This is a genomic window from Bacillus sp. AFS015802, from assembly GCF_002561455.1.
Taxonomy (GTDB): Bacteria; Bacillota; Bacilli; order Bacillales; family Bacillaceae_B; genus Rossellomorea.
Genome location: NZ_NTUP01000009.1, coordinates 24,682 through 42,906, shown reverse-complemented (window position 1 = coordinate 42,906; position 18,225 = coordinate 24,682). Strand labels below are relative to the sequence as shown.

Below are 18,225 nucleotides of genomic sequence, written 5' to 3'. Positions count from 1 at the left end.
AGTTTTTTATTTACAAATAGTTTCTTGAAATGGGTGAAAATGATCAGATGTTCGGCGTTAGCCTTACATCATGCCGCCCATCTATTAACCATATAAACAAGAACAAATGAACTTTAAAAACTCCATTAAATCAACGTTCCTTCGTTTACACTAAACATAAATAAGACCAATATTAAAGATAAACATGAACAAAACATGTACAGTTATCTTTAGCGTATTTTTTATGTGACTATCTAAAAACCTTGTCTATTTTTGTCCACACATATAACAACCGAATATACGAATAAGATGAAATTAATTTCGGTATCTGGGTTAAAAATACTGCTACTATTTATCCTTTCTTTTACCTGAATTTATCTTAGGTGGTTTAATTACCGGACGAGCTACCGCCTCACCATAGCTCTTTTTTAAACCAGTACCCTTATTAGTTTGCCCCTTGTTTTTATCACTCATTTGTATCCTCCCCTTCGCTTTCAAACAACTCCATTTGATTTATTTCTCTAATTAATATTTTCGTATCCCCATCATAGAAAGTGCCAGTATAAGGGATAGGTTTACCGGTTCGTTCCTCATAACCCACCAAGAAGTTTGTCCATGATTCTTCTTCCTCTATGTGAAAGTGTTTTTTACGACTCCCATCTGCTGAATAATACTTCAAACATCCGTAAATGACCTGATTTGGAGCATCTAAATAACTGATTTCAACCACTAATGGCGACTCTCCATTGATTTGTTGGCGAGTATCATTATTTTCTATAAAGAATAATTGCCAAACAGAAGAACCTGGTGTTATTTTGGCATAACCCTTTCTCACTCTTACATAGTTAATGAAAGCAGTTAAATAGTTAGACAGTATAGGGGTGACAGCAGATAAAATTACACTACTAATCCCTAAAACCATCGTAAAACAACCTATAAATACAAACGCATTAAGATTGTTCATTAATTCATTTATATTGGAAATATAGATGATATCGTATTTTCTAAAATATTCTATCCCCATAGTTATCAAGAATTTTTCTGTTAGGCCTAATAGAATATTAAAAATGAGTATCGATAGCAATACGGTTGGAACCCACAACAGGGAGGTAATAGCAAGAAGTTCCACATTAGACCTATTACTGGTTGAGGAATTCCCTATATACTTAGAAAGTAAGTAAGTCAAAACTCCAGGTATACCTAGAATGAAAAATGAAAAGAATGCATCCAATTCTATTTAACCTCAAACTATAATTTATTTTCGTTTACTAGACGCCAGTATTGATAACCTAGCGCTGTGAGTTTACAGGAGCCTGAGTTCATCGCCGCGTAATACATATGTTCTTCCCCTACCGGTACCACTAAGCCCTTAGAAACGAATTTCTGTAAATCCTTGAATACCTTCACGTTATCTGGATTATGATTCGGCTCCGTATATTCAAAGGTGGGATCAAGAGCTATTTCCTGATTCGGATCTTCGAAGTATGTTGTGATTTTCCTTAATGTATCCAACGGAATAAGCGGTGTAACCTGTCTTAAAGATGTAAAGCGTGATACATTCGTTTTAAATACTGGCCTTTGCTCCCACGAACCAAGTGCCTCATCAATATACGAGTAAACGCTACCAGGTGTGATGTTGCCTCTCAAATCAGCGGCCCCACCTTCAAGTGCATCTAATAATAACGAAGTAAATACACCAGAACCATCTTTCTCCATCGAAAACTCGTTACCCCGGCTCGATGTTAGGACTGTCAAATTGTCTGACAGCTGAGACAGAGATGGGTCTCGGCCTCCATTTTTAACCGCCATTTTTCCAGAGTTGCAGCAATCTAATATGATAATTCTATCTCTCGCATTAGAGTTATTGGCATAGTCCATTATTTCTGCCATAGATACACCTTCGTCATAACTTTCAGCGTCAGTTGTTACAATATATCCACCTGTATTTTTAACTAGACCGTGACCAGAAAAGTAAAACAATGCAACATCGTCTTCTCCTTGGAACAGCTCCTCAATCGCTTGTCGTAATTCCTTTCTTTCAGCTGAACCAAGTATGTGCTTTACTTGGAAGTTAGGTGAGCCATCGCCATTTTTAGTTAAGACGGTTTCCATTTTTACTGCATCGTTGACACATCCCTCTAGCGGAGCAACCTCATAATCATTTAATCCAACAACTAGCGCTTTTCTTAATCTCATTCGAATCACCCTAATTCTCTAATTGCCCTAATTAACGAATTAGAATTCCACTTAACGATCCTATCGGCATTATCTTTGACTATCTTTGAAGTCCTTTCGGAAGCGTAAGGCTCTATAGCTATAATAGGCTTGGGTACCAGGAATTCTTTGTTTGCAATTATTATCTCTTTATTTATCCATTTGCTGTAAGAGGAATAAACACCGGCAAGTATAATAACAACATGACATGAGTTTACTTTCCTCTTAATTGCATCGTACAACTCCTTATCGTTGCTAGCATTATGGATGGGATCATTCTTCGGCACAGAGAAGTTTTTATACTTGAAATAAGACCCATTATCAAGTAGAGAAACTAAACTGTCATAGTTATCGCTATAATTCCAAGAGTGACTAATAAAAAGATTATATGTTTTACTCAAAAATAACACTCCCCCTTAAATTATCTATAGTTATATTATACCAATTTTTACTAGAGGGGGAATAGTGAACAGGCTCATACTTCGAAAAATTCTTACAATTATGCGTGCTTATTCCATTTTTCGATGGTTTATAAATGTATGTGTAAGGTCTTTTTCTAGACAATAGAAAAAGGACAAAGAACTCTCTGAATATCACCACAATAATCGAGAGGAGTCCTTTGTCCATGTCTAATAATAACACAAAAAACCTTAACCTTTCTAGTCTTTTAGACTCCACGATGAAAGAAGTACTTAAAGAAAAAGTAGAATTTATTCTCCAGGAAGAAATTAAAGAGGTTCTTTCAAAGGTGAAGTCAATTTCCATTATATGTAAATTATTACACCGCATTAAATCAACATTTCTCCCTTTTTTGTTTACAGGGATTGGAACCGGTTATTCGCAAAGGGTATTCAAGGGGTATTCAAAAAGGTATATAAAACAAATACGCTGGCAGGCTATATAAAGGAAGTTTTTTTATTTGGTTGCCCTTATTTATAATGTTGACTATATTTCCCTTTTTCATCTTACGTGTTGCATAAATAAATTTCTCATGATGTTAAAATATCTTCAATAGTAGGATCAATGCCCGTTTCAAGAAGTCCCTCAACTAACCTCTGCATATCGAATCGGTTCTTTTGATATGCCACAATGTAAAGAATTCTCGCAGATATTTCTTGAGCCACATATGATAGGTTTTGATGAATAACATTATAAGCAATAGTGCCAAAACCATCGTAATCTCCCCAGTCTTTACATACATCTAGAAAGTGATCTTCAATCATCTGAAGCGTCTCTATTGTACGTTTTTCATCAGACTGTATAAACTTAATGACTGTTGGTACCATATTGGGAACTTCAACTATAACCTTGCATAGGGATTTAGCGTCTAAACCATATATGTAGTTTTCTACATCATCATCATAGGTTCTTTTTTTTATCTTAGATACTACCAACTCCCTTCGTTCTTCATTCTGGTGATATTCAATCGCTTTTTCAATTGCTTGAAGTAACTGACCAGCATCTGAATAACGAAAACTAGGATTTTCATTCTTAGCTTTTTCTACAGAATTTCTCATGAAATGCCTACTATCCCTTGGATCACCTGTCATGATGAAATTTATCAGACTCCCTAGCGAATAAACATCACTTCTTTTATCACCTTCTTTTAGTTGCATAAACTGCTCAGGTGCACAATAATAATATTGTCCCATCGAATGAGTTCTCATTGTTCTATGTGAATGAAACATGTCTAAATCTTTCCCTAATCCAAAATCAGAAATTTTTAGCTGCCCATTAATTATCAGAATGTTATTGGGGCTTATATCTCGGTGAATTATGTTCCTATCATGTACATTTTTCATTATATGAAGAATTTGACGAACCATCACAAGCTTTGAAGTCTCGTTATTCTGAAAACTCCCAATATAATTTTCTAATGTTGATTCCGCCTCTTCCATTGTATAAGAGTAATCCATTGAATTGAATTCAAATACTTCAATAATTCCACCTAAATCAGATAAACTTCTGGTTAATTCGAACTCACGCTTAAATCTGTGCCTTATCCCTTTAAATGTTTTAAAATCATCTTTTAGCTTCTTAACTATAAGTCCCGTTGAAACTGATTTATATACGTTGGCAAACCCACCTTCCCCAACATACTCTAAGTCACTATTCTCAGAAACCAAAACATACTCCTGTCCTCGCTTATGAATTTTGTATCCTTCAATGATTAACTGATCGTTTAAATAATTTAATACTTCAGTGATTTTTTCTAGTGCCTTAATTTCATTGAATCCATTGTCAATCATAACAAACCGCTTTGAAAGTATTAGATTTAAAAACGCATCAAATTTGTCTCTGTTCCATAGTGTTTTTATTTTTTCCACTGTGTATAACCATCTTGAAGGAAACCCCTGTCCATAGACATCACTATTTCCGAAATTAGCATTGAAGAATTCTACAATCTCACTACCAGACTTATAAGAATAGTAACCTTCAATATCACCAATAAGAACTTCAGCTATTGTTCTAATGCCTGGTTCACTTAACACTTCTTTCCCTCCAAAACAATTATTATTTCCCCCATTTATTAATAAAACAATTCGAAAAAATGTTTCCTTTTGTTTTAATCTATTATGCGTAAACCTTCACAATTTTTTTATTGAATAACGCTTTTAAATAATTATATATTACGCGTTCCGAGGCCAATCTTTATACTGTTCTTTTGCCTCATTCATTATAGTCTTCGTGATAAAAATTAATTGCTGTCCTATGATTCCTTCTTTCATCAAGACTTTTTTCACAGCCATATTCACCTTGGCATAAATGTTCTTCCGGTGTTCGCTTGTCCAGTCTTGACTCAAGTTCTTCTTTAATTCCTTCACTACTTTATGAATGAGATCCGCTAAGAATTTGTTGTCAAAAGCCTCCATTTTCAAAGATGTAATTGCTTTATAGAATTCAACTTCCTCGTCTGAAAGCCCCAGTTCTTTACGATAGTCTACTTCGTCATCGACTTGGTTTTTCATATCAGTCATCATTCGTACCACGTCTGCGGCTTGTATGATGCGGTTATGGTAGTCTTTTAGCGTTTTCTCAAGTAGTTCACGCATCTTTTGTTCTTTTGGGCTATTTCGCTTGAAGTGGACTTTAATATGGTCTTCTAGTAATTTCTTCAGCAGTTTCAGTCGCAGATCCTCATGATCTTGTTTTTGTTGCATATCTTTAAGGAAATTTTCATCAAGAATACTGATATCAGGTTTTTCAATACCAGCAACTTTATAGATATCAACCGGTTCTTTTGATTCTAAATGTTGATCAATCAAGGAATTTAGCCGTTCTTCAACAGTACGGTTTGATTTAAAATCAGTGTTCTGCGCTGATAGGTATTTTCTCACTTGAATACGGATCATTTGATATAGAGTAACTTCATCCGAATATGGGATGACGTTATCAAGATGTTTGACCAACTTGTATGCCTTCTCTAGTTTAACGCACCTCTCAACAAACGCTTCTGGTTCTCCGTTTAATTGATCATTCACAAGATCTGCAATCAAATCATCTCGACTTACTTTAGAAAGAGAGCGCCAATCATCTCTATGTTCGATGTTACCAAAGTATTTACGCACGTCTTCTAGCTTACTATTAAACACACCAATTGCTTGAGCGACATCAATGTCCATGTTGTTTGTTGCGTTATCGCCCGTATATTGATTCGTTGCTTCCTTAAGGGATGTAGCAATACCAATAAAGTCAACGATAAGCCCACCCTCCTTACCAGGGAAAACTCGGTTTACACGAGCAATAGCCTGTATAAGATTATGGCCCTGCATTGGTTTATCGACATACAAGAATGAAAGATTTGGTGCATCAAATCCAGTAAGCCACATCGAAACCACAATGACTAACTTTAGCGAATCATCAGTCTTCTTTAATCGACCTTTTACTTCCTCTTGCTCTTCTTTCGTTTTAATATGAGAGTACTTACTACCTGGATTAACCTGTCGCCACGAGTCAGGATCTTTTGATACATCACCTGTCATGATAATCTCTACTTCTGGACAATCATCATGCTTCTTTAATTCATCATACAAGCGAACGGCGACCTGGCGACTCATACACACAATCATGCCCTTTTGATATGGGTCTGCGGCCTTATTAAAATGATCTAATATACTTTTAGACATCTTTTGGAGACGTTTGGGTGTGCCAACTACTTTCTCTAAAGCTGCCCATTTCAATTTATAAGATCGTGACTCCTCATCATCTAGCCCCACCTCGTTGACTAGATCAATGAACTCTTCATCTATATCCGCTCCATCGTAATCTAATGGAATCATTTGGCTTTCATAATAAAGCGGTAATACAGCTTTATCTTGTACGGCTTGTGCCATATCATAACGGTGAATAACATGGCCGAATATCTCTTCTGTGTTATTACCGAGTAATTTAACTGGTGTCCCGGTAAACCCAACAAAGGAAGCATTCGGTACAGCAAAGCGTAGTTGGGCTGCATACCCTCCATCGAAGCCACTCTGTGTTCGGTGGGCCTCATCTGAAATCACAATAATGTTCCTTCGTTCCGATAAAACCGGATGTTTAGCTTCGCCTTCTTTTAAGCGGAATTTTTCAATCGTGGAGAATACAATCTGCCCTCCCTCCCCTCTAAGGATATCCCTCAACTGATCTGCTTTTTTCGCATGATGAATATGTCCGATTAGACTTCGACCTTCTGAAAATGTGTCATGGAGTTGTTCATCCAGATCGTTGCGGTCAACCTGTACAATAATTGTAGGATTATCCAAATCCTTGTGCTTAGATAATATGGTTGAATACAACAACATACTGATGCTCTTACCAGAACCTGTTGTATGGTACATCACACCGATTTTATGATCCCCTTCTGGGCGGGTCGCCCGAATCGTTTCTTCGACTGCAAAATTCACTCCAAAAAACTGATGATACTTTGCACCGATCTTGATTTTTGAATCACCTTTATCAAGATAAACGATAAAATTACGTATGTAGTTTAATAGTCGATCCTTCTCCAACAATCCTTGGATTAACGTGCGCATAGTGTTGACCACATTATTGTCTACGTTAATTCCATCTATTGTTTTCCAAGAAGCAAAGAAATCATAAGGGGCAGATGGCATCCCATGTTTTGTTTCGATGCCATCTGATATAATTGTAAATGCATTGTATTCAAAAAGTTGGGAGATGTCATGGGTGTAGTTGCGGATTTGAGTATATGCATCATGGACTGCTGCATTTTCTTTATTTGGATTTTTAAGTTCAAACAAAATTAGCGGCAATCCGTTTACGTAAACAATGATGTCTGGGCGACGAGACATCCGACCTTCTATTGATACCTGGTTTACAACTAAAAAGTCATTATTCTCAGCCTCAGTCCAATCGATCGGGTAGACATGTTGAACTTTTTCTTCATCTTTATCCTCGTAAACAAACTCAATTCCCTTTACGCACTTTTGATGAAAAACGAAATTACGTTCTTCCCAGCCTACCCCTTCATTTAAGATAAATAAGTTTGCCAAACGACTGATTTCGTTATCAGGAATCATTGAGTAGGTTTTCCGAAGGAAAGATTTGAGCCTTCCCTTAAGAACAACCTCCTGAACTCGCTCACGCTCCCCCTTCTGAAAAAGTTCTTGACCATGTAAATACGTATAGTCAAGACCCTTCAGCCGTTCTATCGTCGTTTCTTCAAAATCCGATTCCATTAGGCGTCCCATGATTTCTCATCCCTCCTCTTTTTATTGCATCACGTTCCCTACCGCTTCTTCTACTTCAGGTATATTGACTTCACCCGATAATAGTTTTGGAAGCAAGTAATTTCTCAAATCCTCTAAATTATTATTTTCTATTATATTACTTCTAATTTGCATGTAGTAAGGTTTAACCTTCTCTTCAAATTCTTTTACATGATCATGTTCATAAGAAAATTTCAATGAATTTAAAGTAGATTTTGTTATCGTATTAAAGACAGAACCATGAGACTGTTTTATCAGATTATTTATTGACTTCTTTATGGATAAATAAGTAAACACATCTAAATCATATGGACTACTAAATGCATAACACGACTGGTTCATTGTCATTTCTACCCCTGTAATACTTATATTACCTATTGTGCCACGGGCAGAAATAACCGTAGAAAAAGTAGGGAGAAGTTTAGTTGAACTATTCTTTATACCTTTTTTTGTAACCGTTTTTTCAGTTTGCATTATTACTTGAGAATTTAAATCCTTCACTGATATCCACGGAAACTCTCCTCCCCAGTATTCCTCAATCGAAGTCTTAGGTGTTCCCCCACCTATGATATTTGAGAACTTGGAAACACCAACAACTTCCCATCCTATTGGAATCATTCCCAGATCTGATTCTACAAACTCACCATCTTGAAAAGGACCAAAATCCACAAACCAATGTTTGTAAAGGGTCATCGCCGTTTCTTCAAGAGTATGGTTCATTTTTTTGTTAAGTTCTATCTTCTCATCAATGGAGTCTAGTATATCTTCTAGCTTATGTTGAACATTAATTGGTGGGACCTTTACTTCTATATCACTCAAAATTTGCGTGTTGATTGATGGCATAGTTGCCCCAACAGCAATTCTCCTAATATATGCTTTAAAAGATTCGAGCCCAAAATAATAAGAAAGGTAAAGAGAAGAAACCTCTTGAGTTTTAACCCTTACTCTTAAACAACGACCAGAAAATAACCATCCGTTCTCTTCTTCTCTAACATATGCTCTTCTATCAACAGAGCCTACCCGACTAAATACAATATCACCCTTAAATAACTTATATTTAGAAAGGCGTTCCTTATCCTCATCTGATACGTATGGTGTGTTCACGTGACTAATTCTATTATCCAATAAATGTTCCACAGTAATTATGGGGGTTCCAATGTCAACATAATCTTTTTGATGCAGTTGGCTACCGAATGGTCCCGTTTGTACATCAGCAATATCACCTAAGCGATAATTTGAAAATTCTATACTCAAGTCAATTCCTCCAAATTCTTCTTAATTTTCTCCTGAAGGCGATTTGACTCTGAAAATTGATCGATCAATTTTGTTCTTAATTTTTCCATTTTCTCTTCAAAAGGCTCACCATCGTCCTCTAATTCTTCAGCACCAACATAAATACCTGGGGATAACTTATAATCATTATTCTTAACTTCATCCTGCGTTACAACCTTGCAAAATCCGGGGATGTCTTCAACCTTAACTTCCTCGAACTTAAAGTCATGATATATTTTTGAAATTTCTTCAATTTCTTCTTCGGCCAGTGCTCTTTGCTTTCTACTTACTAGTGATCCTTTATGGCGAGCATCTATGAACAAAATTTCTTTTTGACGTTCACGATAGTTACCCTTCCCATCACGATTTTTACTCAAGAAGAAAAGACAACAAGGGATTCCTGTAGACAAAAATAATTTTTCAGGTAATGCAACAATACAATCAATATAACCATTATTAACAAACCACTCACGAACAGGTTTTTCTCCTCTTTGATTTGTTGTCATTGCTCCGTTGGCCATAACATATCCTGCGGAGCCTGTGTCATTCAAATGGTGAAAGAAATGTTGCATCCACATATAGTTGGCATTTGAATCGGTTATTGGTCCAACTAAGCGTGGGTCTTCACTAGAGATTCGATCTGCTCCCCACCCATCTTGGTTAAATGGAGGATTGGCAATCACATAATCAGCCTTTAAATCTGGGAACTTATCATCTAATAATGAGTTTCCTAGACGCATGTCTGCATTTAGGCCGTGGAGTAATACGTTCATCTTTCCTAATCGAGCTGTCGTTGTTACATTCTCCTGTCCATAAAAAGAAAGTTCATGGCGACGAGGAGAGTACTCCTCTGATTGAATGAACATACCGCCTGAACCACAAGCTGGATCAAACACAGTTCCTTTAATAGGTTCTAGCATTCTAACAAGTAGACTTACTACTGAGTAAGGCGTATAGAACTCTCCACCGCGTTGGCCTTCGGTGGATGCGAATTCTGAGATAAAGTATTCATATACCCGTCCCAATACATCGACACTTCGCTCGTCACGAGTACTAAAAATATCTCGTGAAAAGATTTCTATTAATCCTGAAACATTTTCTGTGGGCAAATTACTACCTTGGAAAATTCGAGGCATCATTCCTTCTAAGTCAGGGTTCTCTTCCTCAAGCCTTTTCATCGCACTATCAAGGATCTCTTTAATATTGGGTTGTTTGGCATTTCTTAATATGTAATTCCAACGAGACTCTTCAGGTACAACATATACGTTTTCAGACATATACATGTCTGGATCTTCTTTGATTACCTGTTGCGTTTCTTCATCAGAAGCGTACCAATCACTTTTAGGATCTTTAACTAAACTGTCTATCTCTTCTTTACGCATTTCATAACGATTAGATAAATACCTTAGAAAGATTAGTGGTAATACGTAATGTTTATAGTCAGCAGGAGCCACACTTCCACGCATGTTTGTGGCTGCCTCGAATAAGTCTTTTTGAAAATTTATATCAGCTTTTGCTACCATTGTAGACCTCCGTCAATTCCAGTGAATTCGTTTTATTACACCACTATTTTAACATATAATTACAGAGAATCATTAAAGTAATGAGACGTAATACAACAGGCTAGTTTAAAACATGAAATAACATTAAACCCTCTTCACGTGTTATTCACAACATTTGTCTTCACTGTCGCAAACGTTAGATAATTCACTTAATCAATTGGTATCGTTAGCAATGGCATTTTCCTCAGGAGCTCGCAGGTATAAAAGAGACAGAAAAAAAGACCAATCCAAGTTAGATATGGCCTTGAGAATGTAAGATTATAAAGAATATTATAGTTAGTATATATGGGAGCTGTTGGGATGGGAAGAGGTACGTTCTATCCTTATCTATCTCAACGGAAATAATATTGGTAATAAGTGTTGATGTAACACTTTCACCATTCACCTTTATAATTTAAACTGATAAAATTTGATCTTTGGAGTGTGGTTTGCCTTGGCTATCTACCCAGTGGGTAGTAAGGTTGAATTTTCTGGGTGTCCCCATGTACACTAAAACATGCTCCTCAAAATTCTTTCCTGGCTCGAGAAACTCAAACGGCACTTTTTCTTTAAATACCATGTTCTCATACTCTGGTTGAGTTTCGAAATCTACGTTATAGGCCGTTGCCTTACCTGAATTCCACACTTTCATCTTATATTTTCCTTTTGAAATTTTTACAACACGAGCTTCTACACATGCTTTAGTTGCCTCTTCTCGTTCCCTTTCTTTTTCTTCTAGTTCAAAATTTTTCAATTTTTCTTCAACTTCGTTAAGTCTTCCCCTAATCTTATTAGCTTTTCTAGAATCTCTATATGAGAGGCAAGATATCACAAGGGCTGCTATAGGAAGTGCATATTTAACGATATATATAAACACATCTTTTATTAGAATCCACAGCTCAGTAAAAACCATAAATTGACCTACTTAAAAATCTTCTTAAATTCTTTGTGTACTTGTTTCATAATGTCATCTTTAAAATCTTCAATGTTAGCGTTGATTATCTCACTGTTTTCTTCAATTAATTGTTCTTTAGTTACCACTCGACCGCAATCCGAACATTTTATTTCCGTTACATCTGGAGCACTCATCAGATCCTCAACATTCTCATCGACGCTTGAAAACTGATCGTTGCCGCAAATATTACATTTCATTTCAATATTCCTATCCATATCTTTCATGAGTGATAACCCCCAGCATTAATTTTATCGATAATCAAAAGTTCAGGATAATCTTCCATTTATCAATAATATACCATAAAAACCCAAATAAATCAATATATTGTTTTTGCGTGTGATTTACGATCTATATATAGTATGAAATCCAAATTAGAGGCAACACCTAAGTCACAGAAAAGGCAATTCCTTTTTCAAAAAAACCTTGAATTCGAGATATGATCCTTAGTTCCTGGTTTTTCTGAGGAATCTTTTATATGTGTAATATGTCTATCTATATGTTTTCTTTATAAGTCTTTCATTATAAAAAAGAGGAACTAAGGAACATGACTCTGTGAGCCCCTGGGATAAAACGATTTAGGTGATCCTTTTCGCCTCGGAAATCCAGGGACATTGCAGGGACTTTTCGAAGAAAGCAGGAACAATGGAGCGAAAATTACTTGCATAGATGCAATAACCACTCTCTTTCCAAAAGAACAGAATATCACTTTCTTCATCAACAAATACTTGCATACATGCAATAACGATCCAAACAAGGTACATTTACAGAGTAAATAGGAACCTTTAGGACTTAAAAAGGAATAAAGCAGGAAGCATAATTCCTCTTTTTCAAGAGGAAAAAGTGGATACCTTATAAAGCCTACAATGTGATAATACTTCGCAAAATGACAACGATCCGAGAAAAGTCACTCGATCGATAGCTCGTCGATATGTGACTGAACAAGTTGAAAAGCAAAAGAATATATCAAGGGGCTGTATCGGTTATCGTTCCATGCCTGCAGATCTCAAAAAGCTAAATGAGCGATAGGTATGCGAAACTATAACACAAAAGACCGACTCTTTAACCTTAACTGAGCCAGTCTTTTTTGCATCACTACCACATTTTGGGTAAATTTCTATGTTATCTTTAAAAGACAACGATCACATGAAAAAGGAAGGATGGACCAACAATGAGTGGACGAAACGACCCTTGCCCTTGCGGTAGCGGAAAAAAATATAAAAAATGCTGTTTGAATAAAACGTTGGACAAAAACGGATGGTGGAAAGAAAGAGCGGCTGTGATAGGTTCAAACGAAACCCTATCTGACACCTTTTTCTCCATCCATAACCACTCAACCAGACAGGGATGGCGTGGCGCTTGTCACGCAACTTCAAGCCTTCTGCACATCCTGCTAAGGGAGCAAGGAATTGAATCCCAACTCAAGCTCGGGTTCGCCGAAGCAGAAACAATCCCTTTCGCCTTTTGCCACTCTTGGGTTGAAACCAATGGAAAACCCTATGATATAGGTATTTACCGACCAAACCGCACAGGGGAGTCACAAGCGGGAGAAGCCTCGCCTCCAATCTTTCACGGTATTAATTTGGAGACGAATGAACCCACTACCGTCCAGTATGGAGTAGAGACAAATCGGTCTGACCGTATTTACAACCAACTGGCTGCTTCCACTCTTGGAGATTACATGCAGGGGTGGCCGGACCATAAAGAAGGATTGTGGAAAGACCTACTCATTATCGGTGAGAGATTGAATCTAAGGTTAAACGTGGATGAGCTGAAAGAAAAGTATGCAGATGAACCTTACCAAAATTCCGTATCTCATTCTTTGGATATTTATGAAACACAAAAGGTCGACTCTTAATTGAGTCTGCTCGGTCGCACCTCTGGTCTTCCCTTTCATCGAAAATATCACCGCATGTCACACGGCATCGTCATCTGGTGGGTGATTCGATACACTTAAAACGAGTGCGCATGGCGTGCCACACACCATGCGACACCCCGCGACGAAACCCCTGCACAGGAAATAAGCACGGGATGTCACACCGTGTAAAGCTGTTTATGATATGTCGCATGACATGCGTATGCGATGTGAAACGGCATGATTATGTTCGTTGCTTGTGGGTGTGACATACGATAATGCCCATGATGTGCGTATATCATGTGACATGTTATAAACATATACGCTATACGCACGCGGTGCGGTATGACGTGCGTATGGCATGTGCATGAATGACGTCACGGGGTATGCGCAAACGAAAGCGTCGCATCGTATGTGCATTTCATGCGTTACGCCATACGCATAAAGAATCAAACAACATATCACACGGCATGAAAACCTTTCTTTTCTTGAATCCTTTAAGTACCAGACAACTATCGTCTGACGCATCGGGAACCCCGGACCTGCTACCCCATAAAGGGATAACGGTCTTTTTCGGTCAGCAGACCTTAACCTGTATGAATAACCAGAGCGTCAAGCCCTTGTCCTGACAGCCTTGGAAGGACATCCCGTGAATGCTGGGCGGGTCCCGCGCCCGTCGGTGGTTCTTCCTGATTCGCTCGCTGTCGCTCGTATAACCGCTCCGGGCTTCCCGCCCAGCATTCACGTCAAAATCACGTCTAATCAAGGGCAGCCAGAGCTTTCCGAGCGGGTCCCGCGTCGGTCGGTGGTTCTTCTTGATTCGCTCGCTTTCGCTCGTATAACCGCTCCCTCCTTCCCCCTCGAAATCCCTGATAGATCATCCGTCCAACGAGCGCGGAGCCTTCCTCCGCTCGGTGGTTTTTCCTGCCTTTTTCAGCTCGCACTTTGTGCGTACAAAAGATGATTTTTTGACATACAACCGCCTCGCGTCGTCCACGCTGTCGGACTCCAGATCCATTTCCCGAGATGCTTTTCCTGACGATCCGCTCCCCGTTCGGTCCGCTGATCTATCTTCTTTTTTGACAACCTCCCCGACCGATTTCCGGACCGCTCGGCTTGGATTCCGTGATGCAAATCCCGCGCCGCAACTCTCCCCGAAATTCCGCCTCTCGGCTCTCGCTGTCGGGGTGGATTCCAGATCAGAGACCGCCGAGGAACTCGTCATACGCCATTTCTCCAATTGGTTGACCGATGGACATCGGCGAATCGCTTAGCAGCACGGTTTATCGGGGGCCGAATACGCGACGTATTTCGATAGAATGTCACCTCGGAGTGTCGCAACGCCAGTCGCCGCAATGGATTGAGTGCTCTACTGAATAAGCGACGGTCTCCCGGTACGGATCGGGGAAAGAGCATAAGGGGGACGTATGACAAACTTCGCTTCGCTCCTTTGTCAGTCAGCATAGCTGACCGTCCCCCTTACTGCGAACATGAACGCTTACGCGTCCCTGTTCTTGGTCCTTCGGACTGCTCATTCGAAAGCTCCTGTTCGTCACTTTCTATTTAATGAAAAGCCCAAGACCTCTCCTTCTCTCCCCCGGCGATCAATCGTGATCCCCGGGTCCGTTCCGGTAAAAATCTATTTCATTAGCCACATGCCCCTTGAAGCTTCCGCTTTGTTCGGTACACATACCAAGGGAATATGTGTACGTACGCAGGTGTGACCGTCAAGTAGAAGATAAAGAAAAGGCAGCCGAAGTTTATTGGCTGCCTTTTCCATTATTCTGCCCGTTAGCGGAATATGCTAACGCTTGCTGGCATAAGTGAAGAGAGGCGGCTGACTGCTCACCCAATGTTCTTTTAGTTCAATAAAGTAAAAGATATATAAGCAGCAATTAGGACTAAAATAAATAAAAGAATACTTCTGGTTCTGTTTTCTTTCCATTTTAAAAGACCTTGGTAAAACCAGCCTATAAGTATCAGAACTATACTTAAACTCATAAGAAATCGATACTGAAAAATAAGTGATATAACTAATAATGAAAGACCAACAAATAACATCCCAGTTCCATCAAATAGTAGCTCTCTTTTAAAAGTTTCTTTATCCTTTGCATCTAGCTTCTTATATGCTCTCCAAACAATCAATGTAATGAATATTAGGAAAATTAGAGTTGTAACGATTTGGATAAAAATCATCGCTTTCCCCCTCTAGCTCTTGAAGTGTTCTGCCCTTTAATTCAATACCAATTATTTCAAAATCAAGCAATTTACTCAAGAAAAACTTTAGATAAAAAAGAAGCTCATCCTGTTCTGGATAAGCCCCCGATTGAGGAGTAAGAAGAATGATGGTTAAGGGTTTGATATTCCTTCCTTAATGAAATACCTTATATTATCTAATATTGAATCTATGGTTTCGTCTTCATCTAAGTTGTAATTCTCTAAAGTACCTGTTTTCTTTATTTCGTTCTTACAAATATCAATAAATAATTTCATTACAATGTTTTGCTGCTTATAATCAATAATATTTACTTCAGCAATCTTGTTATTGATATCAATCCTAACATAATCATACTCGACTATTGGAGTTATGATCGCCTTGCTCGTCCAATTATCCTCCATTAAATATCACTCCAGTCTAAATAAGAAAGCTACCCTTCCCACTATTTTTATAAATTATCATATCCAATAATTTGCTCTCTTTGTTCAATTTAACTGCCCTTTAACTGAATAAGCTTACTAGTGAAAAATACTATTTATTTAATTCATTCTCTTCAATGAACTCAAGAAAACAGTCTTGAAGTTTTCCTTCAGTATCCTTTGAATCGAGAAGTAATCTCGGCTCTAATGCACTGCCTAAAAGTGTAGAACTTCCGTCAATTACTCCAAGTATATTTGAAACTGTATCAATGATTGTTTGTTCGATGACTTTAAAGAAAACCTCTTTGTGCTCTTTATTAAGGGATTGATATAACCCTAAAGCTTCTTCAAAGTATTCATCAGTTAAGCCAGTAGGATTGGTTGTTTCAAATAATCCTTTGTATAGTTCAATATTTTCATCAATTACGGTTTTGTATAAAGATTTTACAAACTCTTCATTCATTAAAAATCTCCCATTTTCCCAAATTTTTTAAATTTATTTCATTTCTTATTCGGTTGTCCTTCTTGAACTAAACTGCCCTTTACTGGAGGAAGAAAAAAATTAAAAAATAGCTGAAGATCAGCTGCCGGATCTTCAGCTATCGCCACCTTTAAAGGAATAACATTTATTTTACTGAAGTCAATGAATCAGCCATCATTTTAAGGTCTGCATTAGTAATTTCGGTATCCTTGAACATTACTGCCAATTCTTGGACATCTCCATCATTGTCTGCCCATTCTAAGACTTTTAATTCCTCTTCATTTTTTTTCAGAATTGCTACTTCCCCATTATTTAACTTGATGGATTCATAACTCTTTGATGAATCAACTTTGTCACTATAATATGTGGTAAAACTAAGATTAACCTTATTACTTAGTTCATGATCAACAGGTTCATATATTACTGAGGTATAAACAATATTCTTTTCTTCAGGCGTAGTCGAAAATCTAAAAAACTCGACATCAAAAGGAAACTCCGTTGGTACTTTTATCTTAACTTGAATATCTTTTGGCAACTTGCTGATTTCTTGGTGGAATGATTGAGGATATTCTTTTATTGGTAAGTCATATGCACTTTGATTGGAACAAGCCACAGTTATTAAAACAAATAATACGATATAAATTTTTTTCATATTACCCTCCTCTCAATTTGATTAGATGGTAAAATTCTTATTCAATTAACTTGCCCTTTAATTAATTAAGGTCAATAGCCCCTGATCAATTAGCTGACCTCTAGGTTTTGATATTTTCAACTTGAGCATTAAACATCTAATAATAATGTTCTTAATTTTTTTGTCTCATCAGGAGAAACTATATAACCTTTTTTTTCGTGACCGATATACATAATTAAGCTTTCTTTCCCTGGATTTCCAAGCAGGAGATGTAGTCCTCTTGTCCCCCCGTTTTCATAACTTATTAACAAATCGTAGTCAGGTGCTTCATTAGTCAAATCCATATCTTGAGATATTTTTTTTGCCTTTTGCAGAACACTTTCAAATACTGTAATGGATTCCTCTTGGTTTATTGAAAGAATATAATTTTCATTTAAACTACCATAACCATTGGATTTTGAAATAGATATATCAGTTACATTATCTGCTAACTTCATTTCGTCAACTCGGTTTTGACAAGCAATTAAAGCAAAACTACAAACAATAAATAAAAAAGATAATACTATTTTCTTCAAACCTTTTCTCCCCTTTCAATGTAATTCTTTATTAACTAAGCGACTCGTTGCTTAAAACACAATGCCTTTATAGATTTGAACTACATTATTAAATGTTCAATTATTCACTTAAACTGCCCGATAATTGAAGAGGGGCAATAGCCTGATCAATTTACTGATCTTCAGTTATTGCCCCCTTTACTTTAACAATGAATTTATAATTTCAGTTCCCCAATAAAGAAAACTCATAGTTAAAAACACAGATGTCAAAACAGTAAGTACTTTAGGTGATTTTCCATAAAAATAAATTATTGCTAATCCTACCAATATGTGAACAATAACAAAAAGAAAAATATTCACTCATTTCACCTCTACCAAATTGTAACATTTTGTATTAA

At 37.3% G+C, this 18,225-nt stretch carries 17 protein-coding genes; 2 read left to right on the top strand and 15 right to left on the bottom strand.

Features of this window, described 5'->3' with window-relative positions; all coding sequences use genetic code 11:
* Window positions 1-327 precede the first annotated feature (327 nt).
* The 4 genes from CN378_RS22860 to CN378_RS06045 are packed head-to-tail and all read right to left on the bottom strand — an operon-like array spanning window position 328 to window position 2,594.
* Entirely contained in the window at window positions 328-453 is a 126-nt protein-coding gene (locus tag CN378_RS22860; RefSeq protein WP_257141029.1) for a hypothetical protein, read from the bottom strand.
* Window positions 446-1,210 (bottom strand): hypothetical protein, encoded by a 765-nt coding sequence (locus CN378_RS06055; protein WP_098351026.1) that lies wholly within the window; start codon window positions 1,208-1,210, stop codon window positions 446-448. The genes CN378_RS22860 and CN378_RS06055 overlap by 8 nt, the downstream gene beginning before the upstream one ends.
* A 17-nt stretch (window positions 1,211-1,227) precedes the next feature.
* Complete coding sequence (locus tag CN378_RS06050; RefSeq protein WP_098351025.1) at window positions 1,228-2,175, bottom strand: caspase family protein; 948 nt, start codon at window positions 2,173-2,175, stop codon at window positions 1,228-1,230.
* Between the two features lie 5 nt (window positions 2,176-2,180).
* Entirely contained in the window at window positions 2,181-2,594 is a 414-nt protein-coding gene (locus tag CN378_RS06045) for a TIR domain-containing protein (protein WP_098351024.1), read from the bottom strand.
* Between the two features lie 224 nt (window positions 2,595-2,818).
* On the opposite strand from CN378_RS06045, the gene CN378_RS06040 reads away from it, so the two are divergent.
* Complete coding sequence (locus CN378_RS06040) at window positions 2,819-3,097, top strand: hypothetical protein (RefSeq protein ID WP_098351023.1); 279 nt, start codon at window positions 2,819-2,821, stop codon at window positions 3,095-3,097.
* 85 nt (window positions 3,098-3,182) lie between these two features.
* On the opposite strand, the gene CN378_RS06035 is transcribed toward CN378_RS06040, so the two are convergent.
* The 6 genes from CN378_RS06035 to CN378_RS06010 all read right to left on the bottom strand — a co-directional run bounded on the left by CN378_RS06035 (window position 3,183) and on the right by CN378_RS06010 (window position 11,896).
* Entirely contained in the window at window positions 3,183-4,685 is a 1,503-nt protein-coding gene (locus tag CN378_RS06035) for a protein kinase domain-containing protein (RefSeq protein ID WP_098351022.1), read from the bottom strand.
* A gap of 138 nt (window positions 4,686-4,823) precedes the next feature.
* Window positions 4,824-7,886, bottom strand: coding sequence for a type I restriction endonuclease subunit R (locus CN378_RS06030; protein ID WP_098351021.1), 3,063 nt, complete (start codon window positions 7,884-7,886; stop codon window positions 4,824-4,826).
* A 21-nt stretch (window positions 7,887-7,907) separates the two neighbouring features.
* The gene (locus CN378_RS06025; RefSeq protein ID WP_098351020.1) at window positions 7,908-9,158 is read right to left on the bottom strand and encodes a restriction endonuclease subunit S; all 1,251 of its coding nucleotides are present in this window, start codon (window positions 9,156-9,158) and stop codon (window positions 7,908-7,910) included.
* Window positions 9,155-10,699: a type I restriction-modification system subunit M gene (locus tag CN378_RS06020; RefSeq protein WP_098351019.1), complete on the bottom strand. Its 1,545-nt coding sequence runs from the start codon at window positions 10,697-10,699 to the stop codon at window positions 9,155-9,157. Before CN378_RS06020 ends, CN378_RS06025 begins: the two co-directional genes overlap by 4 nt.
* A 433-nt stretch (window positions 10,700-11,132) precedes the next feature.
* The gene (locus CN378_RS06015) at window positions 11,133-11,630 is read right to left on the bottom strand and encodes a hypothetical protein (protein WP_098351018.1); all 498 of its coding nucleotides are present in this window, start codon (window positions 11,628-11,630) and stop codon (window positions 11,133-11,135) included.
* Window positions 11,631-11,638: 8 nt separating this feature from the next.
* A complete protein-coding gene (locus CN378_RS06010; RefSeq protein WP_218924813.1) occupies window positions 11,639-11,896 on the bottom strand; it encodes an ECs_2282 family putative zinc-binding protein in 258 nt (85 codons plus the stop codon).
* A 944-nt stretch (window positions 11,897-12,840) separates the two neighbouring features.
* Here CN378_RS06010 and CN378_RS22855 point away from each other — a divergent pair.
* A complete protein-coding gene (locus CN378_RS22855; protein WP_098351017.1) occupies window positions 12,841-13,527 on the top strand; it encodes an SEC-C metal-binding domain-containing protein in 687 nt (228 codons plus the stop codon).
* Window positions 13,528-15,384: 1,857 nt separating this feature from the next.
* Here CN378_RS22855 and CN378_RS05995 read toward each other — a convergent pair.
* From CN378_RS05995 to CN378_RS05975, 5 genes are all read right to left on the bottom strand, one after another.
* Window positions 15,385-15,720 (bottom strand): hypothetical protein, encoded by a 336-nt coding sequence (locus CN378_RS05995; protein WP_098351015.1) that lies wholly within the window; start codon window positions 15,718-15,720, stop codon window positions 15,385-15,387.
* A gap of 153 nt (window positions 15,721-15,873) precedes the next feature.
* On the bottom strand, window positions 15,874-16,143 hold the full coding sequence (locus CN378_RS05990; RefSeq protein ID WP_098351014.1) for a hypothetical protein: 270 nt from the start codon (window positions 16,141-16,143) through the stop codon (window positions 15,874-15,876).
* Between the two features lie 130 nt (window positions 16,144-16,273).
* On the bottom strand, window positions 16,274-16,624 hold the full coding sequence (locus CN378_RS05985; protein ID WP_098351013.1) for a transposase: 351 nt from the start codon (window positions 16,622-16,624) through the stop codon (window positions 16,274-16,276).
* A gap of 163 nt (window positions 16,625-16,787) precedes the next feature.
* Complete coding sequence (locus tag CN378_RS05980) at window positions 16,788-17,294, bottom strand: hypothetical protein (protein ID WP_098351012.1); 507 nt, start codon at window positions 17,292-17,294, stop codon at window positions 16,788-16,790.
* A gap of 128 nt (window positions 17,295-17,422) precedes the next feature.
* Entirely contained in the window at window positions 17,423-17,848 is a 426-nt protein-coding gene (locus CN378_RS05975) for a YhfM domain-containing protein (protein WP_098351011.1), read from the bottom strand.
* Window positions 17,849-18,225: the final 377 nt, after the last annotated feature.

What these genes read in the sequence shown, in the direction of transcription:
- CN378_RS06030 (WP_098351021.1), bottom strand. Translation starts at nt 7,886, where the DNA reads ATGGGACGCCTAATGGAATCGGATTTTGAAGAAACGACGATAGAACGG.
- CN378_RS06020 (WP_098351019.1), bottom strand. Translation starts at nt 10,699, where the DNA reads ATGGTAGCAAAAGCTGATATAAATTTTCAAAAAGACTTATTCGAGGCA.
- CN378_RS05985 (WP_098351013.1), bottom strand. Translation starts at nt 16,624, where the DNA reads ATGAATGAAGAGTTTGTAAAATCTTTATACAAAACCGTAATTGATGAA.
- CN378_RS05990 (WP_098351014.1), bottom strand. Translation starts at nt 16,143, where the DNA reads ATGGAGGATAATTGGACGAGCAAGGCGATCATAACTCCAATAGTCGAG.
- CN378_RS05995 (WP_098351015.1), bottom strand. Translation starts at nt 15,720, where the DNA reads ATGATTTTTATCCAAATCGTTACAACTCTAATTTTCCTAATATTCATT.
- CN378_RS06015 (WP_098351018.1), bottom strand. Translation starts at nt 11,630, where the DNA reads ATGGTTTTTACTGAGCTGTGGATTCTAATAAAAGATGTGTTTATATAT.
- CN378_RS06040 (WP_098351023.1), top strand. Translation starts at nt 2,819, where the DNA reads ATGTCTAATAATAACACAAAAAACCTTAACCTTTCTAGTCTTTTAGAC.
- CN378_RS05980 (WP_098351012.1), bottom strand. Translation starts at nt 17,294, where the DNA reads ATGAAAAAAATTTATATCGTATTATTTGTTTTAATAACTGTGGCTTGT.
- CN378_RS06050 (WP_098351025.1), bottom strand. Translation starts at nt 2,175, where the DNA reads ATGAGATTAAGAAAAGCGCTAGTTGTTGGATTAAATGATTATGAGGTT.
- CN378_RS06010 (WP_218924813.1), bottom strand. Translation starts at nt 11,896, where the DNA reads ATGAAAGATATGGATAGGAATATTGAAATGAAATGTAATATTTGCGGC.
- CN378_RS22855 (WP_098351017.1), top strand. Translation starts at nt 12,841, where the DNA reads ATGAGTGGACGAAACGACCCTTGCCCTTGCGGTAGCGGAAAAAAATAT.
- CN378_RS22860 (WP_257141029.1), bottom strand. Translation starts at nt 453, where the DNA reads ATGAGTGATAAAAACAAGGGGCAAACTAATAAGGGTACTGGTTTAAAA.